This is a genomic window from Vibrio sp. R12-SW3-ISO1, assembly GCF_059834005.1.
The window spans coordinates 24,634-46,944 of record NZ_JCBDGK010000021.1 but is presented as its reverse complement, the minus strand read 5'-3'; the positions used below and the strand labels follow the sequence as shown (position 1 = coordinate 46,944).

20 protein-coding genes are annotated in these 22,311 nt (G+C 49.1%); 10 read left to right on the top strand and 10 right to left on the bottom strand.

Features of this window, described 5'->3' with window-relative positions:
* Window positions 1–5: 5 nt before the first annotated feature.
* On the bottom strand, window positions 6–1,439 hold the full coding sequence (locus AC6R0R_RS07265; RefSeq protein WP_500626219.1) for a methyl-accepting chemotaxis protein: 1,434 nt from the start codon (window positions 1,437–1,439) through the stop codon (window positions 6–8).
* A gap of 346 nt (window positions 1,440–1,785) precedes the next feature.
* Here AC6R0R_RS07265 and AC6R0R_RS07260 point away from each other — a divergent pair, with 346 nt between their 5' ends.
* Window positions 1,786–2,241: a GNAT family N-acetyltransferase gene (locus tag AC6R0R_RS07260; protein ID WP_500626218.1), complete on the top strand. Its 456-nt coding sequence runs from the start codon at window positions 1,786–1,788 to the stop codon at window positions 2,239–2,241.
* Between the two features lie 45 nt (window positions 2,242–2,286).
* Here AC6R0R_RS07260 and AC6R0R_RS07255 read toward each other — a convergent pair whose 3' ends face one another.
* Entirely contained in the window at window positions 2,287–3,192 is a 906-nt protein-coding gene (locus tag AC6R0R_RS07255) for a DMT family transporter (RefSeq protein WP_500626217.1), read from the bottom strand.
* Between the two features lie 183 nt (window positions 3,193–3,375).
* Between AC6R0R_RS07255 and AC6R0R_RS07250 the strand changes: the two genes are divergently transcribed.
* Entirely contained in the window at window positions 3,376–3,732 is a 357-nt protein-coding gene (locus tag AC6R0R_RS07250; protein WP_334552893.1) for an acyl-CoA synthetase, read from the top strand.
* Window positions 3,733–3,811: 79 nt separating this feature from the next.
* Here AC6R0R_RS07250 and AC6R0R_RS07245 read toward each other — a convergent pair whose 3' ends face one another.
* The 6 genes from AC6R0R_RS07245 to deoD form a co-directional block, all read right to left on the bottom strand.
* The gene (locus tag AC6R0R_RS07245) at window positions 3,812–4,942 is read right to left on the bottom strand and encodes an HlyD family secretion protein (RefSeq protein ID WP_334552891.1); all 1,131 of its coding nucleotides are present in this window, start codon (window positions 4,940–4,942) and stop codon (window positions 3,812–3,814) included.
* Window positions 4,942–5,316: a DUF3302 domain-containing protein gene (locus AC6R0R_RS07240; RefSeq protein ID WP_334552889.1), complete on the bottom strand. Its 375-nt coding sequence runs from the start codon at window positions 5,314–5,316 to the stop codon at window positions 4,942–4,944. Before AC6R0R_RS07240 ends, AC6R0R_RS07245 begins: the two co-directional genes overlap by 1 nt.
* Before the next feature lie 210 nt (window positions 5,317–5,526).
* The gene (locus AC6R0R_RS07235) at window positions 5,527–7,107 is read right to left on the bottom strand and encodes a diguanylate cyclase (RefSeq protein ID WP_500626216.1); all 1,581 of its coding nucleotides are present in this window, start codon (window positions 7,105–7,107) and stop codon (window positions 5,527–5,529) included.
* A 12-nt stretch (window positions 7,108–7,119) separates the two neighbouring features.
* On the bottom strand, window positions 7,120–8,574 hold the full coding sequence (locus AC6R0R_RS07230) for a hypothetical protein (protein ID WP_500626215.1): 1,455 nt from the start codon (window positions 8,572–8,574) through the stop codon (window positions 7,120–7,122).
* Between the two features lie 139 nt (window positions 8,575–8,713).
* Window positions 8,714–10,183: a transposase gene (locus AC6R0R_RS07225; RefSeq protein WP_500626214.1), complete on the bottom strand. Its 1,470-nt coding sequence runs from the start codon at window positions 10,181–10,183 to the stop codon at window positions 8,714–8,716.
* 55 nt (window positions 10,184–10,238) lie between these two features.
* Complete coding sequence (gene deoD, locus AC6R0R_RS07220) at window positions 10,239–10,949, bottom strand: purine-nucleoside phosphorylase (protein WP_334552881.1); 711 nt, start codon at window positions 10,947–10,949, stop codon at window positions 10,239–10,241.
* 355 nt (window positions 10,950–11,304) lie between these two features.
* Between deoD and AC6R0R_RS07215 the strand changes: the two genes are divergently transcribed.
* Genes AC6R0R_RS07215 through AC6R0R_RS07200 form a run of 4 tightly spaced genes read left to right on the top strand, consistent with a single transcriptional unit; the run spans window position 11,305 to window position 15,354 of the window.
* Window positions 11,305–12,255, top strand: a complete 951-nt coding sequence (locus tag AC6R0R_RS07215; protein WP_500626213.1) for a YbgA family protein — start codon at window positions 11,305–11,307, stop codon at window positions 12,253–12,255.
* Window positions 12,245–13,036 (top strand): MerR family transcriptional regulator, encoded by a 792-nt coding sequence (locus AC6R0R_RS07210; protein WP_500626212.1) that lies wholly within the window; start codon window positions 12,245–12,247, stop codon window positions 13,034–13,036. The genes AC6R0R_RS07215 and AC6R0R_RS07210 overlap by 11 nt, the downstream gene beginning before the upstream one ends.
* Window positions 13,033–14,448, top strand: a complete 1,416-nt coding sequence (phrB, locus tag AC6R0R_RS07205; RefSeq protein WP_500626211.1) for a deoxyribodipyrimidine photo-lyase — start codon at window positions 13,033–13,035, stop codon at window positions 14,446–14,448. The genes AC6R0R_RS07210 and phrB overlap by 4 nt, the downstream gene beginning before the upstream one ends.
* Window positions 14,449–15,354: a L,D-transpeptidase family protein gene (locus tag AC6R0R_RS07200; RefSeq protein WP_334552874.1), complete on the top strand. Its 906-nt coding sequence runs from the start codon at window positions 14,449–14,451 to the stop codon at window positions 15,352–15,354.
* A gap of 148 nt (window positions 15,355–15,502) precedes the next feature.
* On the opposite strand, the gene AC6R0R_RS07195 is transcribed toward AC6R0R_RS07200, so the two are convergent.
* Entirely contained in the window at window positions 15,503–15,751 is a 249-nt protein-coding gene (locus AC6R0R_RS07195) for an Lpp/OprI family alanine-zipper lipoprotein (protein ID WP_334552872.1), read from the bottom strand.
* A 394-nt stretch (window positions 15,752–16,145) separates the two neighbouring features.
* On the opposite strand from AC6R0R_RS07195, the gene AC6R0R_RS07190 reads away from it, so the two are divergent.
* On the top strand, window positions 16,146–17,489 hold the full coding sequence (locus AC6R0R_RS07190) for a DEAD/DEAH box helicase (protein WP_500626249.1): 1,344 nt from the start codon (window positions 16,146–16,148) through the stop codon (window positions 17,487–17,489).
* 64 nt (window positions 17,490–17,553) lie between these two features.
* Here the strand turns inward: AC6R0R_RS07190 and AC6R0R_RS07185 are convergent, their stop codons facing one another.
* A complete protein-coding gene (locus AC6R0R_RS07185; protein WP_500626210.1) occupies window positions 17,554–19,197 on the bottom strand; it encodes a methyl-accepting chemotaxis protein in 1,644 nt (547 codons plus the stop codon).
* Window positions 19,198–19,572: 375 nt separating this feature from the next.
* Between AC6R0R_RS07185 and AC6R0R_RS07180 the strand changes: the two genes are divergently transcribed.
* The 3 genes from AC6R0R_RS07180 (at window position 19,573) to pstA (ending at window position 22,299) form a co-directional block, all read left to right on the top strand.
* Window positions 19,573–20,394 carry a phosphate ABC transporter substrate-binding protein gene (locus AC6R0R_RS07180; RefSeq protein ID WP_500626209.1) on the top strand — a complete coding sequence of 274 codons (822 nt, stop codon included), beginning with the start codon at window positions 19,573–19,575 and terminating at the stop codon, window positions 20,392–20,394.
* Between the two features lie 92 nt (window positions 20,395–20,486).
* Window positions 20,487–21,419 carry a phosphate ABC transporter permease subunit PstC gene (gene pstC / locus AC6R0R_RS07175; protein ID WP_500626208.1) on the top strand — a complete coding sequence of 311 codons (933 nt, stop codon included), beginning with the start codon at window positions 20,487–20,489 and terminating at the stop codon, window positions 21,417–21,419.
* Between the two features lie 16 nt (window positions 21,420–21,435).
* Window positions 21,436–22,299, top strand: coding sequence for a phosphate ABC transporter permease PstA (pstA, locus tag AC6R0R_RS07170; protein ID WP_487902911.1), 864 nt, complete (start codon window positions 21,436–21,438; stop codon window positions 22,297–22,299).
* Window positions 22,300–22,311: the final 12 nt, after the last annotated feature.

Genomic DNA, 22,311 nt, shown 5'->3' with positions numbered 1-22,311 from the left:
AAGGTTTACTGCGTACGATACTGCTTGAGAATGCTTGCCAGTGATGACGACGCTTTGGTCAGGTTCGCGACGCCCATTGAGCTTTGCTCTGCGACACTGCGAATGGTATTCGATTGGGTGCGAATATCACTAAGCTCTGAGGCGATGTCGTTCGCCACGGCGCTTTGCTCTTCTGCTGAGGTCGAGATCTGAATACTCATATCCATGAGAGAGCGGGCTGAGTCGGCGATGGATTGGACATCGCTGCCTAGTTCGGCAATCAAATCGCTGCTAGTTTTAGCTTGGGCAACGGTTTGCTCAGTAATATTGGCGATGTTGTGGCTTTCTGATTGCAGCTTCTCAATCATTGATTGAATCTCAACGGTCGCCGCTTGAGTACGACTGGCGAGTGTACGGACTTCATCGGCCACTACCGCAAAGCCGCGACCTTGCTCACCGGCACGCGCCGCTTCGATCGCCGCGTTGAGCGCTAGGAGGTTGGTCTGCTCAGAAATGGCATTGATGGTGGTGATCACCTCATTAATCTGTGTGGTGTTCTCATTCAGGCTAGATACAGAAGAAGACGCTTGCTCAATATAGCTAGAAAGCTTGTCGATCTCTTGAATCGCAGACAAGACACGCTTGTGGCTGCCATCAATGTGTTGGGTATCGTTCTCGGTTTGCGACGTCGCCTGCTGTGAAATATTCGACACCTCTTTCGCTGATGCCGTCATCTCTTCCATCGCGGTCGCCACCGAATCAAGTGAGGCATACTGGCTTGAAATTTGTGACTCGCTCAATTTCATCTCTTGCTCGAAGGAGGCAGAGGTTTCACTGAGAGTGGTCGCATTTTCTTTCACCGTTACCACGAGTTCAGTCAGGGTATCCATGGCTTTATCCAGCGCGCAGCCAATGGTACCGAATTCATCACGACCAGGGTGGAAGCCTAAGCGCGACGTTAAATCGCCTTCACCGATACGCTCGGTAGTGGTATAGAGCACCCAAAGCGCGCCACCAATAAACGTAGCGACCCAATAGCTGAACAGCGCAAACGGGATGACCCCAAGGTAGCTCAGTGCGAAACTGGTCAGTGCGGCAGATTTGCCTTGTTCAAGGCTTTGAGTGGCATTGACCGTCAGTTGATAGTGGCTGCCATCCGCGGATCGCGCGGTGACCTTCACGACACCATTATTGAGGCTAGCAGGCGCCATCGAAGTCGATTTAGACACATTTTTCTGTGCACTAATGCTCTCAGGGGTACCCGCAGCGAGTATCCCGGCTAATCTTTGCTCCGCGGCGTAGATGGCGTTGTGCTCTAGCGCGTCAACTGTCGCGTAGTAACGTCCACCTGCAATCGCAGTTAAGGCAACAAGAAAAATGGCGAAAATCGTCCACATCTTGTCGTTGATAGACATTTTGATGAAGAGTCTATCAATGGTTCTAAAATCAACTTCTTTCATTCGTGACTTCCTATTCTTGTTCGTCGCACGGTTTGCTCTGCTACTACCTAGCCACCCGGTGGTGAGTGGGTTATCACTGCATCGGCAAATCCATGTAAATAATAAGCAATGAACTTATATTTATGTGAGTATCATCGCGTATTTTTGAAAAATGTTTAGTGAACTTTTCGTTTATTGAGACTTGGATCCCTATTTATCACTGCAAGCGATTCATCACTGCGAGTGTTGGTCGATTCCGAGCGATAGACGTCGTATATCTGGCTCTAAACTTGCTTTATCTGTGCTTATGTCGATGGGTCTTCGGCATCAGGATAAAAACACACGATTGAAGTGAGTAGGAACGTCAATGAAAATAATGATAGGTCAGTTGGAGCACGAATCGGTTATCACCTTGCTTGCCCAACATCTTGAGGATATGAACGCGACATCGCCGCCAGACAGCGTTCACGCATTGGATGTGAGCCGCTTGCGGTCGCCAGAAGTGACCTTTTGGACGGCTTGGCACGGAGACGTTTTGCTCGGCTGTGCAGCATTGAAACAGCTTGATGACACACACGGTGAGCTGAAATCGATGCGCACGAGCGACCAAGCTCGCAAACAGGGCGTCGCGTCTCGTTTATTGGTGCACGTACTGGATTACTCGCGTGACATTGGGTTGCATCGCGTCAGTTTAGAGACTGGATCCATGGCGTTCTTTGAGCCCGCTCGCCGCTTATATGAGAAGTTTGGTTTTCACTATTGCGAACCGTTTGCTGAGTATACCCCCGATCCGAATAGCCGCTTTATGACTTTAACCCTATGATGTTATGTCTATGGGATAGGTGTCATGGCAACTTATGTCCCGCCGTCATTTGGCGGCGAGATCTTGAGCTAAGGTCCGTTTTTTCAGCAAGGAGAGGGGTGAAAAATGAGTCACCAACATGGTGCCGCTTAGCACTAAACCTGTGCCGAATACGGTAGACCAGCCGACAGGCTCATCGAGAATCAACGCGCCCCACAAAATCCCGAATACCGGAATAAGAAAAGTGACCGAGAGGGCAGAGGTCGCACCCTCGTCGGCAACCAGGCGAAAGTAGAGTAGGTACGCTGCCCCAGTACAGACGACGCCTAACGCCACCACCGACACCATCTCAACTTCCGTCGGTGCCCCGCGCATCGGGATGAAAGGCAGCAAAGGCAGTATCCAGATCACCGCAGCCCACATGTTGCCATGTGCATTGTCGAAGGCGGCGACTTTTGGCGCCGATTTGGTGTAGTTGGTGGCGATCCCATAGCTGAACGCTGCCATTATTGCGGCCACTATGGGTAGACGCGCTTGTGTACCAATCTGAATTGCGTCAACGCCGACCAACACGGTTACGCCTAAGATGCCAAGTGCCATGCCTAGAACTACACGTTTGGTCAGCGGTGCTTTATGCCAGACCACACCAATAAGCGCGCCCCAAATGACAGCGGTTGAGTTGAGAACAGAAAGCGTCGAGGCATTGAGCGTTTGTGCTGAATAGGCAAACAGTAGAAACGGTAACGCGGTATTAAACAGGCCAATGAACATAAAGTGATGAAAGTATTGGCGAAAGGGCAGAGAACGCTTGAGAGAATAAGAGACCAACAATAAGCTCAGCGCCGCAAAGCCGACGCGGCATTCAATCAAATAGGCGGGGCCAAACGTATTGGCCGCAATGCGCATAAAAAGAAATGAGCCCCCCCAAATAGCAGCAAGCATCATTAGACCGATAAAACTGGCATAACTCATTGTCGATTCCTTCCATTGGTCAACTCAATGTGACGCAAGTGACTGAATAAGGCAATGAAATAGTGAATGCAGGTTCCGATTCTGGCCAATTCTATCGACACGGGAAGAAATACTATTAGGTGAGGCGCTGCGGTTACTATATGCTCAGAGAGTGATCGCAGTATGACAAAGAGACTCCCCACTATGAACCTCATCGTAAACATTCAAAAAGGCGTAAAAAAGCAAGGCTTTGAGATGGCCACTCGCCAAGCATGGAAATGTGGCGTGAAAGCAAACTTGGTTAAGCGAGTGATTGGTATTGCGAAGGGGCAGGTGGTGTGTGTGATTGAGGGCGTAAGACCGGAACTTTCGACGCCGTTAAACAATCCACTGCATGAAGAAGAGAAACAAGGCCGCTACGTGTTTGTCGGCGGCATAGTATGGGAACCCAATGATCTGTTGGCACCAGGCTTTCCAGAGTTTATGTTCATGCATCTTAGAAACAGCGGTAGTCGACATAAATACATGACAGACGATGAGCTATTTCTCAATATTGCCTAGCGATGTCTACACGTCGCTTTTAATGACGGACAGAGCAAAAAATTCAGGGGCCAATTGGCCCCTGAATCGTTATTGACGGTTAGTGATCGAGATAGAGGTAGTTTTGCCAACTCTTCATGCGAATCAAAACCTTCCGCATAATAGACACGTGCTCAAATCGATCCGAGTAGACCGCAACTTCGACAGCGGTACCCAGTGGCAGATGGTAATCCGATAAATCATCGGTAATACGCAGGGTGACAAACACACGGCCGCTGGTGCGCAGTGCATCTGTCCCTAGTAGGGCGCCACGCGCTTGGAACTGGCTTTCACCAATCGCTGGTAGCACATCCACCACTTCCCCTTTAAACACTTTGCCCGGTAAGGCGCGGAAGAGAAACTCGGCTTCGTATCCAGGCTCTAAACGTTGCAACGAGTTCTGGCGAAATGCCGCGGTGTAGATGATCTCTTCGGTATGGACAAACGTCATCACGGGCGCCAGCGGAAGCGGCACAGCCATGACCCCAGGGCGCAGAGCCAATTGAGTGGCAAAACCATCAGTTGGCGCACGCACGACCGTTTGCTCTAAGTTAAATTCGGCTTGGCGAAGTTCGGCTAACAAGCGCGCAACTGTGGTGTTCTCACCACCGATCTCTGAATCGAGCGAGATTTGAGCTTGCTGAACGTTTGCTTCGGCGGCAGCGACAGCAGCTTGTGCGGCTTTAAACGCTTGGCGACGGGTATCGAGTTGTTGCTCGGTGAACGCGCCTCTGTCAAACCCACGTTGATAACGGCTAAACTCGCGCTCCGCTTTATCTCGATCAGCAATGGCTCGTTCTCTGTCTGCCACGGCTTCTTGAAGATTGGATTCAAGACCCAATGCGTCTTGGCTCGCTTCTTTGATCTGCGCTTTTATCTTGTCGACTTCCGCTTGGTAAGGGATGGGATCAATGCGGAACAGGACATCCCCTTGTTTCAATGGCTCGTTTGGCTCTACTGGAACGTCAATGACTCGACCGCGGACACCGGAAACAATCGGCGTGCTAGAGAAAACTTGGTTACCAATTTGGGTAAACGGGTGGTTGTAGTTCATCAACAAGATCAAGGTGCCAATCAGTACCACGCCGCCTAATACCGCTGTCGGTACGGTCCACTTGTTCAACGGAATTTTGAAGACTTTGAAGATGGTAATACAAATGGCCGCGTAGGTTAATATCAGTAAGAGATCCATTAGCTACGCTCCTCATCCGTTGATGCGACTGGGTCAGATTGTTGTTTTTTCAGCTCAGCCACTTCTTTTTGCAGTTGACTGACTTGGTCGATCAGCGCATCGACGCGGTGGTGCATATCATGCTGTTCGGCTTCCAATTTCTGAAAACCCCAACCACGCTCTTTGCGCCACAGCGTGGCCCAAATCCATAGAAATGGCCACAACGCATGGAGTGTGAATAGGCTCACCCAACCCGCGTAGTGAATCGCATCTTGATGGGGATGTTCGCGCTCTTTGGCGATTTCGTAGGGAATGTCATGAATGACGATGATGCCGTAGAAAATCACTAAGGCAACAAAGACGAGTAGACCAAGTGCGAAGTAGTCTAAAAACATGGCAACGTCCTTATCTCTTTATTAATGAAAACAATCCATACAGGGTACTGTCAGTTATCTACAAAGTATAGAAATAAAAACAACAAATTAGATGCAAACTCACTCACGATTATTAACATCAGAATATTCAGACAAAAAGAGCAGAGCAAGAGGATGGACTGGACTGCGCGAACAAGGCCGTGGTAGTACCGCTATTCGCGCTGAAGAGAGTTATTCGGTGCAGACTTGGTTTCGGCCGTTGGCTTTAGCGCGGTAGAGCGCTTTATCTGCTCGGTAGAAGGTGCGCTGAGTGTTTTCCCCTTCGCGGTGCAGAGTAATGCCGATACTGACGGTGAGGCCACGCTCTCCGAGAATTTCATGCCAGCCAAACTGGTAGATTTTTTCGCGGTAATTTTCGGCATGCAAGGCAGCTTGTTCAAGGGAGGCGTTTTCCAGAATCACCAAAAACTCCTCGCCACCAAATCGCACGCAGGAGGCGCCACGAAACTTAAAGTAGGCCGCCAGTTCGTGAGACACATTAACGATCGCTTTGTCGCCAACTAGGTGACTGAGCTCATCATTGATCGACTTAAAGTGATCGATATCGACGACTAGCAGGGCAAACGGCGTTTCGTGTAATAGCAGATCTTTCAGCTTAACGTCGAGCCAGCGACGGTTATGCAAGGAGGTGAGCGGATCGGTAAACACGTCTTGCTGAAGCTGAGCCACAGTGTGTTTTTGGCTCTCAGTGGTCTCTTTGAGCTCTCGATTCTCAAGCTCAGAGAGGATCAGTTTGAGCTGCAATTCAAAGCGTGACAATTTGCGCAGCTGACTCGCGCCCAACTCACCGATAGGGATTTTTTTCATCAAATCGCTTTCGATGCGATACGCGCGTTTTTGAAATTCGAGGGCGCGTTTAAAGTCGCCTTGCTGCTCGGAAACATGAGCCATCGAGTTGGATAGCTTAAGGTTTAATAACGGTGAGGGTTGACGCTCGATACGGCGATGCGCTTGGTGCAGTACCCAACTGGCCAAGTGGCCTTTGCCAAAGTCATTGAGGCAACAAGCAAGCTCGATTTTGATCATGGTAGAGAGCCAGGCGGAGTGAATGTTGCCTGCTGAGTATTGCACGCTGCCCAGTGATTTAAGCGCCAATTCTGCTTCGTCGCTTTGTCTATACAGCTTAGCTTGATAGAGCAAAATCTGCCCCGCCAACACTTTGTCGCTGACCAAGATACTGAGCTCTTCACACTCTTTGATCAAATCGGTGGCAGCGGTGAGACGGTTAAGCTCGATATAGCAAGCCAGCATATAGAGCTTATAGCGCAATCGCAGCGAGCGACTTTGGATCGCATGGTCAATACTGTCGATTTTTTGGTAGTAGCGCAGCGCGCGATTGTGATCGCCATAGGCATCACACAAATTGCCCATCCCCAATACCGCGAGTACGTACGCATCAATGTTACTGCTTTCTACAGCGATCGTTGTGGCACTGGCGTACTGGCTTAACGCGCCGTAGTAATCGCCGTTCTCCACCAAACGCTCGGCCAAATTATTGCGCACTTCGAGCACCATTTCGGCGTCTTTGGGCAGAGCGAGAAACTTCAGCGAGGTTTGCAGCTCATCAATACTCGCCTGCAATTGCTTGAGCTCGCTGCGGTATTCGGCGCTAATGAATAAGGCCTGGGCTTTTTCTTGGGGTGTGGTAGCGATATGTCGGCGAACGTGGTCCCAAAAAATCAGCGCTTCTTCGCCAGAAACGGAGGAGGGATCAAGGCCAGAATCTGAAATTTTATTGAGGAGTCTTTCCATGCTGTTTTCCTCCTACACGTTTTCTTCGAGTTGTTCTAGTGTGAACGGGAAGGAGAGAATGTCGCTGAACACAACTTTTGGCAGCGATTGGCTCAATCCGCGTCGATGCCAAGGGTACATTTCTATCATTTTGGTGAGAACCTGAAAAACGCTGATGGCGTCACTGCCTTTTTCGGCAATCAATAAGCCAAGGCGTTGACTGCTCAAGCGAGACAACAAATCGCGGTTATTACACAGTGAATGGGCGATTTCGGCGCACACATCCAAATAGAGCGGATCGTCGTGCTGGATCATAATCACCGCGTGATTGGCGTGCTTTAACTCTGTCTTAAACAGCACCAATTGTTCCCACCAAAACGTCTCAGACACCATTTGTGTGAGGTGTTTTTCTGGGTCGTACTCGTGTTGACGTCTGATGCGGTTGATCAGTTTGCGCGCTCGTTGCTCTAGCTGACGCTTTGATGCGCGTGCTTTATCGTTTGATACGCGTGCCGTTTGCTCGCGCAGCATGTTAATGGAGTGGTCACGGTATTTTTTGAATGATGCGAGTGCCGCTTGATATTGACCGCTCTCTTCTGCGACGCGCGACTGCTGGAAACAGATTTGTGATAACAGCTCGCCATTATCAAACGACTTGGCGGACTGCTCAGCTTGAATCAGTAACTCGGTCGCTTTTTGTGGATTTTTTCGTAGTAGTTCGAGTCTCGCTCGGCTGATGTAGGAGTGAGACTTCATCCACACCAAATCGTGTTTCACCGCAAGATCGTGCGCTTTTCGCGTGGCTTCTTCTGCGTCTTCAATACGCTCAAGCCCAAGTAGCGCTAAGCCGCGGAAATCCCAAATTTCTGCCAGCCAGGTTTTGTCTTCGTGATCATAGAGTAAGTCTGAGGCGCCATCCAAAACAGAGAGCATTTCGACGTAGTTGTTGAGTAGGTAGAGATCCCAAGCGAGCAAAATACGCGATTTGCCCTCAAGCCAAGCGATGCGATTATGGTTGGCCACCATGACCGCTAATTCGTGAGTACTTTGGGCAAGGCCGTACTCTTGGGTAATGCGCCAAATGTTGCCCAACCCAATCAAAGATTCGATTTGGTACTCAATTTCATCCACCAGTGCGGACTGCTCAAGGCAGTTAATCCAGTATTGTTGAGCGGAGTAGTATTTGGCTTGGCCCCAATATTGGAGCGCATAGACGTGCAGAATTTCAGGAAGCAGGTCATCGGTATCGAGGGCGTTGTGTTTAGTGTGCGCCTCTTTGATGTAGCGAAGTCCTTTACGGTAGTCCATCGATGCCCACGCGCATCGCGCCATTACGATGAGGCTTTTCACCTCGGCGGGTGGGTAGAGGATTTGGGCGGCGCGCGCTAAGCACTGCTCAGCGGAAGCGAAGACTTTGTCCGGATCGGATTCAATCTTACTTTTTAGCTGTTCAAGCTCAGTGTCGAGTAGGCGTTGGCTTTTTTCCAATGAGTCAATCCCTTACCGCTAAGTAAACCTATCAAACTTTAGTACTAAACCCCAGTATAATATGAACATTGACGGGTTTACGACTATCAAAAGCATCAAACATTCCACCTTTTACAGGGATGCGTCACACTTCTATTTATTATGAAAGCAGCTCACGCAGTGTCAAAGGGGATTGAGTCAATTCAAGCCGTTGCGCTGCGGTCATGCCTTGTTTGTCTTGGTAGCACAAATTATGCCACGCTCTAAAAATATCCAACATAGGCAGTAGGCCACCCGGTCTGAGTTTGCGACGCGGCTCATTGATAAAACCGCTAAAGAGCGTTTGAAAGCGAGACTGGAAAAACGCCGTTTGACGAATGGAAGCCCTGCGCAGCCAGTAGTTAGGTCGATTATCTTGTCCTGCGAGATAGCAAATGCCCTTGGCGTATCGACCATCGGAAGTAATCGCCCAGCGATCGCGCCACCAACCCATGTGCACGATGTCGATTTTGTCCAAACTGTGGTTCAGAGACCACTGTGGATCTTCTTCCACATACATAAGGTCGATATTTTGACGCTGAATTCTAGGTAGGCATATGCTAAGTGCTGCAGATCGAAGCACTGGGTCTTGCGGTAGATAGATGGAAACTTGGCGGTCGCCCTGACACAAATCTAGCACATGTAAGAAATGGGCGTACGAGGTGTACGGTGCTCTGATTAATGCCCCTTTAGAGGGGTAATGGAAGACGGTGAGGTTGCCCATGGGGTCTTCCACATTGCCTCGCGCCAAAATGGTTTGGTACTGCTGGTCGATGCGCTCGCGAAGATCGCTCGGTGGCGTTGGCACGGGCAGGTTGGCCTCAGAGCAGTGATCGCGTGAGACAAAACGCGCAGGCGTTTGGTACGGATCATGATCGATACCACCAACGGGTTCTTCATTGGCCGAGTAGTTGACGTGTTGGCACAAAATGTAGCCGCTGTGGGCTTCACCCGTGGCAAACCACAATACGCCGTTATTGCTTTTCGGTTGCAGGGTGACGTAGTGAGATGCGAGTTCGTAGTGTTTGGCGTGGTTGACCCAACGAGCGTCAATCATGGCAAGCTTGCGTCGGCAGCGGCTGGCGATATGGTCAACATGGTCATAAAAGGTTTTGGGGTTGATGGAAAGCTTGCGGCAGATTTCACGCACGGAATAACCCGTAAACAGCAACCCAAGCAGGTTTTCTTGAAATTGACGTTTTTTGTTCGCCCCTGACCACTTATCGACAAAGGTCGATTGGCACGCTTTGCAACGATAGCGTTGCCTATCACCACTGTAGCCAAACGCGTGGTAGAGGTGTTTATGTGTGTGGACCGAAAGGCCCATGTTGGGGCAATCAGGCTGGCGACAAGCGGGCAGCCCATCGCTGTGCAGCTGGCGTAAACGTTGCAGTTCAGTCAGCACATCTTGATTGTTAAGTAAGGGGGGGAAAGCACCGCACTCCCGACATACCATCGCAGGTCGTTTAGGGTTAGCGTGCTGCACAACGTAACGATGCGCATCACTCAATCCAAAGTTGTCACACGCCAATGTTTTACAAAAATTGAGCTGTAACCCATCTGCTTCCTTTGGCAGTTTGCCAGTTGTCACTCTCTCCCCCTCGGGACTATCTGGGCAGCCAAGCGGTCACTTGGCTGCAATATCGTTACAGGTTGATGGCAGTTTCTAGCGCCACTTTCATCATGTCATTGAACGATTTTTGACGCTCTTCTGAGCTCAGTTTTTCACCACGGATGATGTGGTCAGAGACGGTCAGAATGGTGAGCGCTTTTGCGCCAAGGTCAGCCGCAACGCCGTAGATGCCTGCAGCTTCCATGTCCACACCAAGGATGCCGAGTTTTTCCATCTTCTCGAAGATGTCTGCTTCTGGTGTGTAGAAGAGATCTGCTGAGAATACGTTACCGACTTTGACTGGCACGTTTTGCGCGCGAGCTTGAGCAACGGCGGTTTCAAGAAGACCGAAGTCCGCAATGGCCGCGAAATCGTGATCGTTAAAACGGATTCGGTTGACTTTTGAGTCTGTGGAGGCGCCCATGCCAATCACGACGTCCATCAATTTTACGTCGTCACGTACCGCGCCACAGCTACCGACACGAATCACGTTCTTCACTCCGAACTCGGCAATCAACTCATGAACGTAGATACAGCAAGATGGGATGCCCATGCCGTGACCCATCACCGACACTTTTTTGCCTTTGTAGGTGCCTGTGTAGCCAAACATGTTGCGAACGTCACAAACTTGTTTGACGTCATCAAGGAATGTCTCTGCGATGTATTTTGCGCGTAGCGGATCGCCTGGCATCAATACGGTTTCTGCAAAGTCGCCTGGCTGAGCATTAATATGTGGGGTTGCCATAGTCATTACTCCAAATGGGTCAGTAATCGCGGTGCTGATTACCAATTATGTTGAACTTCAATTCTGTGTTGAGGCAATACTAGCCTTGTCAGCCATTGTTCCTTGAGAGGTTGCTCACAAAACAGGGTGTACCATGACGATTTCGAGATATTGATAACCAAATGTGTTGAAAGTGATTTAGCAATCGATTTGCAAAAACGTTTGCTTGGGGAGTGAACCAAAATGGTTAAGTTTGCGTAACATTGTACAAATAATTTTTTTGTACATGTTTCAAGTGCTGTGCTACTACTTATATGAGAAATTAAGTTATACAAGAAATTAAGTTGTACACATTTGATGGTGATGGGAGCTCAACATGGAAAAGCAAATTACGATCGGTATCAGTTCTTGTGTGCTGGGAGAAAAAGTCCGTTTCGACTCGGGTCATAAGATCAGCAAGTTTGTCACGAAAGAGTTGGCACCGTTTTTTGAATTTATGCCGATATGCCCTGAAGTGGGAATGGGGATGCCGGTTCCTAGGCCGACGATTCGATTGATGTCAAACGACGAGCGCATTGCGCTGGTGGAGACCAAAGATTCGAGCAAAGATCACACGGACGCCATGATTCGCTATTCCCAACAGAAGGTTGCCAGTTTAGTCGATGAAGAGCTATGCGGTTACATCGTTTGTGCTAAATCGCCCACCTGTGGAATGGAGCGCGTTAAAGTGTACCGTAAAGCTGGTGCGGAAAATATTGGGGTTGGGCTGTATACACAGCAGTTGATGGAGCAGATGCCATGGCTACCGGTTGAGGAAGATGGACGGCTCAATGATCCTGTGTTGAAAGAGAACTTCATTACCCGCGTCTATACCCTGCGTGATTTTTATGACTCAATGGGTGAGACGCCGACCCGTGGCAAAATCATCGCTTTCCACTCGCGTTACAAGTTGACCTTAATGGCTCATCACCCTGAAGCGTACAAAGAGCTTGGGCGCATGGTTGCGAACATCAAAGAGTACGACATCGAAGAGTTTTACCACTTGTACCGTACCGCGCTGATGCAAGCGGTGGCCAATCGCGCCAGTCGTAAAAACAACACTAACGTGCTGATGCACATCCAAGGTTACTTTAAGCGTCATCTCGACAAAGAACAAAAGTCTGAGCTGCGCCGCGTGATCGACGAATACCGTGTGGGTTTGCTGCCTTTGTTGGCGCCGCTAACGCTCATCAAACATTATCTATCCACTCATCCCGATGAATACTTGGCGAAGCAAAAGTTTCTGCAGCCACACCCACAGGAGTTAAGACTGCGTTATGGTCTGTGAAAAAAATTGGTATGCGATTAGAGAGGTCTCGGATTTAACCGGAGTTAAGCCTGTGACGCTGCGAGCGTGGCAGCGTAGATACAACTTGATCCAACCGGAGCGCACTGAAAAAGGCCACAGACTCTACACGGATGAGCACATTGCACTCATCAATGAGATTCAAGGCTGGCTCGCGAAAGGGATTTCGATTGGTAAAGTGAAAGCCCTGATCGGGTCTGATTTGCCAGATGAAGCGCTAGATGTCGGCAGTTTAGAGGCAGTAGAGGAGGTGCTTGAAGCGCTGACTAACCTCAACACCAAGCGTGCAGAGAGTGTGATTAATGGTGTGCTGAAAGAGTATCCTCTTGAGTTGGTTGAGCGTCAGTTCATCACGCCAACGCTCAACGCGCTCGCGCTAGTGAAACAAAGTCTGCGATCTTTGCATCTTGGTCTGTTTAATACCTTGATGGTCACCAAGCTCAACCAGATCATTGAGGCGGAAAACAAGGTGGCCCATCGCGGTAAATGTTTGGTAATCAATCTCGATGCGGCGCGCGATATCCACACCCAACTGTGGGCCCTGAGTCTGGTCAGTCAAGGCTATCGAGTCTTGATGATTGATGGCGTCGAGGATCTGTCGGGCCTCTTAGAGCACACCGCCGTTCACCGCTTTGAACAACTGGCGTTTTACAGTGCCACGAAGCCAAGTGAATCTCAGCTTAGTGTGATCAAAGAGTTAGAAGCGCAGCATGGGCAAGTCTCGCTGTCAGAAATGATCGAATTGGTAAGGAGAAGGTTTTGAATATTGTTTGGTTGCGCCGTGATTTACGTGTTGAAGACAATCACGCATTAGTGAGCGCCGTGAATCGAGGTCAACCGGTCGTGGCGTTATACATCGCAACGCCCGGTACCTGGCAAACCCACGATCATAGCCCAAGGCAAGCGGATCTCATCTACCGTCGCTTGCACGAGTTAAAGACGGAATTGGCCGAACTCGACATCCCGCTTTATTACGCGCAAGTCGAGACCTTCGCAGACAGCGCAGCGCTGGTGGCTGAGTTGGCACTGCAAGCTAAAGCAACGGGTCTGTATCTAAATAACGAGTATGAACTGAATGAACGTCGCCGCGATGAAGCGCTGGAGGAGGCATTGAGTTCAACTTCTGTGGACGTGCATCGCTTTGATGATAAATGTATTTTTCCGCCGGGCTCAGTGCGCAACAAGCAAGGCGACTATTTCAAAGTCTTCACCCCTTACAAGCGCGCTTATTTAAGTAAACTCTATAGTGAAGGATTCCACATCCAGACCTTCAAGAGTCAGCCGAGTGCAGGGTCGTTGCAACACCAAGATGTCGCCTTGTTGGATGAGGCGAGTCCGTTCAGTTACCCGCGTGAATCGAGCGAGCGATACAGTGTCAAGACTCGAGACATCATCGCTACCTTGCGAGAGTTTGTGCAGAGCAAAGCGGATGAGTATGGTGATAAGCGGGATTTCCCAGCGTTGGATAATACCAGCAAGCTGTCGCCGTATCTGGCGATTGGAGCGCTGTCGGTGCGTCAATGCATGGCGCGTTTAATGTATCAGCAAACGCTGCCACTCAGTGGTGGGCGAGAAGTGTGGCAAAGCGAGCTCGTATGGCGAGAGTTTTATCAGCACCTGCTCCACTTTGAACCCAAACTGTCGAGAGGGGAGAGTTTCAATGCTTGGGGAGAGGAGCTGAGGTGGCAAAATAACCCCAAACACATTGAGGCCTGGAAGCGCGGTGAGACAGGCTACCCTATTGTCGATGCGGCGATGAGGCAACTGAACGAAACGGGCTGGATGCACAATCGACTGCGCATGGTTGTGGCGAGCTTTTTGGTTAAAGATCTGCACGTCGATTGGCGTATTGGCGAGCACTACTTTATGCGCCAACTGATTGATGGTGATTACGCTGCAAATAATGGTGGATGGCAGTGGTGCGCGTCAACGGGGTGTGATGGTCAGCCTTACTTTCGTATTTTTAACCCGACCTCTCAAGGTGAGCGCTTTGATGCTCGTGGTGCGTTTATTCGCCGCTGGGTGCCAGAGTTGAGTTCAGTGCCAGACAAATACATCCACACACCCTGGTCTGACCCGGGGTTAAATTGTCGTCAATATCCTCAACCAATAGTTGATCATAAGAGCGCAAGAGCGATAACCTTAGAGATCTACAAAGAAGCAAAGGGAAACTAAATGCTGCGTAAATGGGTGTCTTTGTGTGCACTAGTCACACCCTGGTTTGCGTTTTCTGCGACCTACGAATTACCCGGTGAAGAGAGTCGTCTTGTCGGGCGTACTCAGTATCACCAAGTGGTTGAAGGTGAAACACTGGCGGAAATTGCCAAACGTTATGATGTTGGTTTTCTCTCCTTGATGGCCGCGAATAAAGGGGTCGATCCCTTTTTGCCCGCCGCCGACCATGTGTTGACGATTCCCACGCAAGTGATTTTGCCTAATGTCGAGAGACAGGGTGTGGTGATCAATCTCGCGGAGCTGAGGTTGTACTATTTCGAACCTGAAAAAGGCGTGGTGCACATCTTCCCGGTTGGGATTGGCCGTATCGGCCGAGATACTCCCACTATGACGACCAGCATTAGCCAAAAGCGCGCCAACCCAACTTGGACGCCGCCGGCTTCCATTCGTAAAGAGTATTTGGCGAAGGGGATTGAGTTGCCGCCTGTGGTGTCCGCAGGCCCTGAAAACCCGCTTGGTGAGTACGCGCTCCGCTTGGCCTATGGTGTCGGAGACTATCTGATCCACGGAACCAACAAAGACTTTGGCATCGGTCTACGTGTTAGTGCTGGCTGTATTCGAATGGAGCCCAAAGACATTGAGTGGCTTTTCTCTCAAGTCAATGTGGGCACTAAGGTGCAAGTCATCAATGACCCAGTGAAAGTGGCGTTGGAGCCAGACAGAAGCGTCTTTATTGAAGCGCATGAGCCCCTGACACGAAGTGATGGCAGCAAGACGTTGCTGACTATTCCGCAAGAGCTCACTTGGTGGCTCGATGAGTTTCAGCATTCTGATTCCAAAGCGAAAGCAGCGATCCTTGCGCAAAATGGTGTACCGGTAGAAATCGTCGCGCCAGATTATTTGTAGGTAATGACTTGCTTAGCGAGAATGAACGATAGCGTAGTAGCTGTAATTGTCAGCGCGAGTGCAGGGTGGTCAACGTCCTGATACGCTCAACGATGAGAAAAGAGAAAGGGTCTGCATATGCAGACCCTTTCTTTAAAACTTGACTGAATTACTTAGTGTAAGACTGAGCAATGTTGTCGATGCGTTCGTTTGCACGAGCGGCTTCTTCTTGCGCTGCCATTGCTGCGTCGCCTGACTTACGAACGTCTGCTTGCAGTGCTGAAACGTCTTGGCTTAGCTGGCTAACTTGATTGCTTAGCTCGTCCAGTTTCGCTGTTGTTGCTTCGTCTGGACCAGAAGCACAACCTGCTAGTAGAAGAACAGAAGAGGCTGCAGCTGCGATCAACATTTTGTTCATATTAGAACTCCTTGCTTATATGAGTATCATTTAGATTGCCCTATACATTCTTCATCATATAGTGACATTCCACAGTGTAGTGCTAAATATTAACTTCCAAAAGTAGAGAAAAGTCAAAAAAACCCAAGAATTTAGGTAATTATCGAATTTGTTGACGAATGTCTCATTCGTGAGAGTAAATAATGCAAGTGAAGTCAATAATGAGCATCTATCAATAGTGGGGCTGCTGAAACTCATCCAGTGAGAAAGTACGCTTGCGATTGAGAGTCAAGAGGGTTTGATCGATATTTTGACCATACTCTACCCATCACCGTCTATTCTAGGTATCATGTACCGTTTTGATTTCGTCGCTCGATGTAGCGGGCGTCACAGTTTACCGTTCAATGTGGATTTATTGGAGACAACATTGCAGTTCAAAGATTTAGGTTTAGATAATCGCTTATTAAAAAACTTGAACCATTTTAATTTTACCAAGGCGACTGACATTCAAAAGCAAGCGATCCCCGTGGCGATTGCTGGTAAGGATTTACTCGCCTCCTCGAAGACTGGTTCAGGAAAGACACTGGCGTTTGTTCTGCCGATTTTGCACAAGTCTCTAAAAAATAAATCGTTTTCCGCCAAAGACCCACGCGCATTGATTCTAGCGCCGACCCGTGAATTGGCGAAGCAGGTTTACGGTGAATTGCGTTCTATGTTGGGCGGTTTAACGTACGACGCCACCCTGATTTTAGGCGGTGAAAACTTTAACGACCAAGTCAAAGCGCTTAAGCGCTACCCTAAATTCATTGTGGCGACACCAGGGCGTTTAGCCGACCACTTGCAACACAAATCCTTGTTCCTTGATGGCTTGGAAACCTTGGTACTGGATGAAGCGGATCGTATGTTGGACTTAGGCTTTGCACCTGAGCTACGTCGTATCCACAATGCAGCCAAGCATCGTCGTCGTCAAACCTTGATGTTCTCGGCCACGTTAGACCACGCAGAGGTCAACAACATCGCTTTTGAAATGCTCAATGCGCCTAAGCGTATCGCTGTAGGCGTGGCCAATGAAGAGCACAAGGACATCACACAGAAGTTCTACCTGTGTGACCATCTCGATCATAAAGAGGCGATTTTAGATCGTATTCTTGAAGAAGCGCAGTACAAGCAGCTAATCATCTTCACTGCAACACGTGTCGACACTGAGCGTCTGACTGATAAGTTGAACGAGCGCAAGCTCAAAGCGGTAGCGCTGAGCGGGAATCTGAATCAAACTCAACGCAACACCATTATGAGTCAGTTTGAACGTGCCGTGTTTAAGATTCTAGTGACCACCGATGTGGCTTCACGTGGTCTTGATATTGCCAACGTGACTCACGTGGTCAACTTTGATATGCCTAAGCATACTGAAGAGTATGTGCACCGTGTGGGCCGCACGGGTCGAGCGGGTAACAAGGGTGATGCCATTTCGCTAGTAGGGCCAAAAGATTGGGACAGCTTTAAGCGTGTGGAAGCTTATTTGCAGCAAGACATTGCCTTTTCTGAGCTGGAAGGTTTGAAAGGCAAGTTCAAAGGTTTGAAGCCGCGTAAGCCCGATTTTCGTAACAAACCCAAACCGAACAAGAAAGCCACCACGACTAAGAAAAAGGCGTCAACCAAGCCTGTTAAGCGTGATAAAGGTTTCTACCAAAACGTGGCGGTGGGCGATTCAGTGTTTATTCCTAAGAAGAAAGTCGCGCCGAGTAGCGACGACGAATAATCTTAGCGAAAACTCACAAAATAATTAGGGACTGCCGAGGCAGTCCCTTTGTCTATCTCACGCTTTAGACTTTAAAGAATCCAAGCTGCTGCTTTTGATTTTCAGCCAGTGCCGAGAGCTCTTGGCTGGCGGTGGCGGCTTGAGTGATACCAGTGACGTTTTGGCTCACTAACTCATAGATGTTGCTGAGGTTGTTGTTGACGTCGGAGGTGACTTGCCCTTGCTCTTCAGACGCGATAGCGACTTGAGCGTTAATGCTCGACAGGTCGGAAATCGACGTGGAAATATCACGCAGCGAGACACTGACCAACTTTGCTTGTTCTTGACTGCGAGTGATCATCCCAAGGCTTGAATTCACGCTGTCATTGGCACTGCCCGACTGTTTTTGCAACTCTTCGATAATGGTCTGGATCTCTTTGGTTGACTCCTGTGTGCGTGCAGCAAGCATACGCACTTCATCGGCGACCACGGCAAAACCACGACCACTTTCTCCTGCACGCGCCGCTTCAATCGCTGCGTTGAGGGCAAGCAAGTTGGTTTGCTCAGAAATGCTCTCAATCACTTCAATCACTTTGCCGATCTGCTCAGATTGATCTTTGAGTGAGTGAACCACTCGCGCAGCATCCGATAATTGACGCGCCATTTTCTCGCTCTCACGGGTGTTCTCATCAAAGACTGCCAAACTCTCTTTTGCCAGTTTATCTGCTTTCAGCGCGGCAGAGTCGGCCAGATTGGCGTTTTGCGTCACTTCGGTTGCCGTGCCCTCCATCTGGTTAATCGCCGACGCCACTTGCTCCACTTCGTTCTTCTCTTGGTCGGAGTTGACGCTCGATTGTGTCATCACGGCCGCTAACTCCGTAGAGGCGGACGCGACATCCACACTGATTCGAACCAATGAGTCGACGGTTTGCTGGAGTTTGCTCACGGTACTGTTGAAGTCTTTAGAGAGTGCCGTGATCTCATTGTTGCCTTCTTCTTGCACGCTAACGAGTAGATTGCCGTGCGCCAATTGTGTCATGGCTTGTTGTAGGCGCTGAATTGGCGTGACGATGATTCCGGCCAGCAACCAACTTAATATCAACGCGATGGCGAGCACAGCGACAAGGCCAATGATACTGTTGTTCATCACCGAAGAGTGGGTCGCCTCACTGCGATGCAAGTCATCCAATGCCAGTTCATTGAGCTTGGTGGAGAGATGGTCAATGGCTGATACCATCTCTTGCCCGGCTTGGCGGTAGACTGCCAAAGCTTGCTCAAAACGTTGGTCAAACGCCGCACTGGATTGGGCCTGTTGATGTTTCTGATTGAGGAGCGGCACCATAGTATTGATGGAGTAGCGAACGTAGTGCTCGATGGCCTCTTTCATAGCCGAGACTTCTTTTTGCAAGCCCTCTACAGTATTGAGTGAGTCCAGCAGACGTTGATTTTCGCTCTGTTTTTCTAACAAGGTGCTGGCGAGTCCATCAACATCTTCTGCGCGAAACAAGCTGTAGATAGCTTTGATACGCATACCGTAGGTGTTGTCGATAATGTCAGTGAGTTCTTCTTTGTGATTGACGAGATGTTCAGTGGAGCTTTTGACGGTGCCAAACGCGTGAGTCAGGCTATTTGAGCTGTAAGTGATGCCTGCGATGAGCAAGATCAGAGTGAATATCACAGGTACAACAACTTGTACCTTGATAGAAAGGTTACTGAGTAACTGGCGCATTAGTGGTCCTCTACATACGAAACTGAATAAGATCTATTATTTTTATAGTTAAGGAGAATGATTCTAATTTGTCCCTGATTTATTTCAATGATCAAATTTATCTTACATAGATAAGTTTGATCCGACGTTATGCAACTTATATTTGCATTAATATCAGCTGGTTAATTCTTGCCCACTAGATTGATGATAAAGAGAAGGGCACACCGAGAGCGGCTAAAGTGGTAAGGGCGCCAGTAATGTGCTGACGTTGAGAAATAAGACCAATGTGTCATATAGGCTTCAACGAAGTGAAACACAACTGTCACATTTGAGTCCTAAAGTGAGCAGCGTTCAAGTGAAACACAACGGCAATAAAGCCAACTTAAGGAAATTGTGATGAAAAAGACAGTAATCGGTGCAATCGCACTTCTAGGCGCCATGGCAGTGACTCCTGTTTCTGCTAAAGAAACAATCTCTGCTGTAGGTTCTAGCAGCGTAACTCCACTGATGGAAGTTTTCTCTGAAACATACATGAAGTCAAACTCTGATGTGTTTATCGAAGTTCAAGGACCAGGTTCTTCTGCGGGCGTGAAAGCGGCGAAGAACGGCAGCGCTGACCTTGGCATGTCTTCTCGTAACCTGAAAGAGTCTGAGAAAGAGCCAACATTGAAAGAGCTAACAGTTGCACTCGACGGTATCGCTGTTGTGGTGAACCCTAAGAACGATCTTAAAGGTCTAACTGCTGAGCAAGTAACGGCTATCTACACGGGTGAAGTGACGAACTGGAAAGACGTAGGCGGCGCAGACAAGCCTATCGTAGCGATCACTCGCGATACTGCATCAGGTACACGTGGCGCGTTCGAAGACATCATGAGCCTTAAGAAGAAGATCTCGGGCAAAACTGTGTCAGCGATTTCTCAGCGTGCTCAAGTGGCCAACGGTAACGGTGCTCTTAAAACCATGGTTGCCTCTAACCCATACGCGATTGGTTACATCTCTCTAGGTACCGTTGACGAGTCGGTTCACGCACTAGCGATTGACGGTGTCGATGCAACGGTTGACAACGTGAAAGGCGGTTCTTACAAAGTGGCGCGTCCTTTCCTAGTTCTTTACCGTGAAGGTCAACCTACTGCGGCAACACAGAAATTCCTAGACTGGATGGTGTCTGACGACGCGCAAGCGCTTGTTGGCCAAAAAGGTTACATCTCAGTTAAGTAACGCCAGTAAGATTTTAATTGCTCAGCCCCCTTTGGGCTGAGCCTTTTCTCACTCTGAAACGAGTGTTTCACTCGTTATCTCGGTAAGATTTTATGACCATCGCAACAAGTAGTGAAAAGCTTATGAATACTCAAGCGACTCAAGTATCTAAGCCAAGTCTTCGTGCCAAAAAGCGCGTTGATTGGAAAGAGCGCATCTTCCATGGCTTATTCTTAACCAGTGCTATTATCGGCATTGTTTCTCTCGCCATCATTGCTTACTTCATTTTTAGAGAATCCATTCCTGCCTTTCAAGAAGCGGGGATTACCGGCATTGTTTTAGGCCAAGACTGGTTGCCACCGGCACTGTATGGTGTGGCGACCATGATTGTCGCTTCGATTGTGTCCACCTTTGGCGCAGTGATTGTGGGTGTGCCGATTGGTGTATTGACAGCCATCTTTATCGCGGAAATCGCGCCTAAACGTTTAGCGGATGTGATTCGACCAGCGGTTGAACTGTTAGCGGGTATCCCTTCGGTCGTCTACGGCTTCTTTGGCCTCGTCATCATCGTTCCGCTGATTCAAAACATCTTCAATGTGCCTGCGGGTAACACCATTTTGGCCGGTATCATTGTACTCGGGGTGATGATCCTTCCTACGGTCATTACCGTGTCTGAAACCTCGATTCGCGCTGTGCCTCGTGCTTACAAAGAAGGGTCGTTAGCGCTGGGGGCGTCAAAAATCTACACCATCTTTAAGCTTCTCGTTCCAGCAGCACGAAGCGGTATCATGACTGGGGTTATCTTAGGTATTGGTCGAGCATTAGGCGAAACGATGGCGATCATTATGGTCATGGGTAACGCACCAGCGATGCCACAAGGCATTTTAGATTCCGCGCGTACGCTGACCGCTAACATTGCGATTGAAATGTCCTACGCAAGCGGTGTTCATGCGAATGCTCTCTACGCAACGGGCGTGGTACTGCTGGCCTTTATCATGATGTTAAACGGTGCATTGTTGTACTTAAACCGCGAAAAAGCGAAATAAGCGATAGGTGAAGATTATGGACCGCGTGAAATTAAAACAGTCTCGAGAGCGTAAGGATCAGATCCTCAATGCGTTTGTTTGGTTGTCTGCTGCGCTGACAGTTGGCTTCCTATTTTGGATTATCTGGTACATTCTTTCGAATGGCCTACAGCATGTTGATTGGAAATTTATCTCTGGCGATTACACTCGAACCGGTGATGAGCAAGGTATCTTTCCGATGATTGTATCGACCATTTACATGGTTATCGCATCAATTGCGGTTGCGGCCCCAATGGGCATCATGACCGCCATCTATCTAACAGAATACGCCAAAGTGGGCAGTAAACTGGTCAAAGTGATCCGTTTCTGTACTGAGTCACTGGCGGGTATCCCGTCGATCATCTTTGGTCTGTTTGGTATGACATTCTTTGTGGCGATTTTGGGACTGGGCTTCTCTATCCTGTCGGGTGCATTGACGCTGAGTATCTTAATTCTTCCCGTGATCATCCGTACCACGGAAGAGGCGTTGATGTCCGTACCACAAACATACCGCGAAGGCTCATATGGCCTTGGCGCATCGAAAATTTACACTATCTGGCGCCTAATTTTGCCAAGCGCAATGCCAGGTATCTTAACCTCGGTCATTCTAAGTATTGGTCGTGTGATTGGTGAGTCTGCCCCTGTATTTCTCACCGCAGGTATGGTCGCGCGTATTCCTGATTCGTTATTCGATTCAGGCAGAACGCTGACGGTACACCTGTACAAGCTCACTACCGAGCTCTTCACGATAGATGAGTGGAATCAGGCCTATGGAACTGCGACAGTGCTGATTGTGGTTGTTCTATTGATCAACATGATCACTAAACTGATTGCTCGCCGCTTCAATACCGCGACTTACTGATCGCTGACTGAC

Coding starts and splice junctions, on each gene's coding strand:
- pstA (WP_487902911.1), top strand. CDS start 21,436: ATGGACCGCGTGAAATTAAAACAGTCTCGAGAGCGTAAGGATCAGATC.
- deoD (WP_334552881.1), bottom strand. CDS start 10,949: ATGGCAACCCCACATATTAATGCTCAGCCAGGCGACTTTGCAGAAACC.
- AC6R0R_RS07255 (WP_500626217.1), bottom strand. CDS start 3,192: ATGAGTTATGCCAGTTTTATCGGTCTAATGATGCTTGCTGCTATTTGG.
- AC6R0R_RS07215 (WP_500626213.1), top strand. CDS start 11,305: ATGGAAAAGCAAATTACGATCGGTATCAGTTCTTGTGTGCTGGGAGAA.
- AC6R0R_RS07250 (WP_334552893.1), top strand. CDS start 3,376: ATGAACCTCATCGTAAACATTCAAAAAGGCGTAAAAAAGCAAGGCTTT.
- AC6R0R_RS07235 (WP_500626216.1), bottom strand. CDS start 7,107: ATGGAAAGACTCCTCAATAAAATTTCAGATTCTGGCCTTGATCCCTCC.
- AC6R0R_RS07195 (WP_334552872.1), bottom strand. CDS start 15,751: ATGAACAAAATGTTGATCGCAGCTGCAGCCTCTTCTGTTCTTCTACTA.
- AC6R0R_RS07200 (WP_334552874.1), top strand. CDS start 14,449: ATGCTGCGTAAATGGGTGTCTTTGTGTGCACTAGTCACACCCTGGTTT.
- AC6R0R_RS07260 (WP_500626218.1), top strand. CDS start 1,786: ATGAAAATAATGATAGGTCAGTTGGAGCACGAATCGGTTATCACCTTG.
- AC6R0R_RS07265 (WP_500626219.1), bottom strand. CDS start 1,439: ATGAAAGAAGTTGATTTTAGAACCATTGATAGACTCTTCATCAAAATG.
- AC6R0R_RS07180 (WP_500626209.1), top strand. CDS start 19,573: ATGAAAAAGACAGTAATCGGTGCAATCGCACTTCTAGGCGCCATGGCA.
- AC6R0R_RS07210 (WP_500626212.1), top strand. CDS start 12,245: ATGGTCTGTGAAAAAAATTGGTATGCGATTAGAGAGGTCTCGGATTTA.
- pstC (WP_500626208.1), top strand. CDS start 20,487: ATGACCATCGCAACAAGTAGTGAAAAGCTTATGAATACTCAAGCGACT.
- AC6R0R_RS07245 (WP_334552891.1), bottom strand. CDS start 4,942: ATGGATCTCTTACTGATATTAACCTACGCGGCCATTTGTATTACCATC.
- AC6R0R_RS07185 (WP_500626210.1), bottom strand. CDS start 19,197: ATGCGCCAGTTACTCAGTAACCTTTCTATCAAGGTACAAGTTGTTGTA.
- AC6R0R_RS07240 (WP_334552889.1), bottom strand. CDS start 5,316: ATGTTTTTAGACTACTTCGCACTTGGTCTACTCGTCTTTGTTGCCTTA.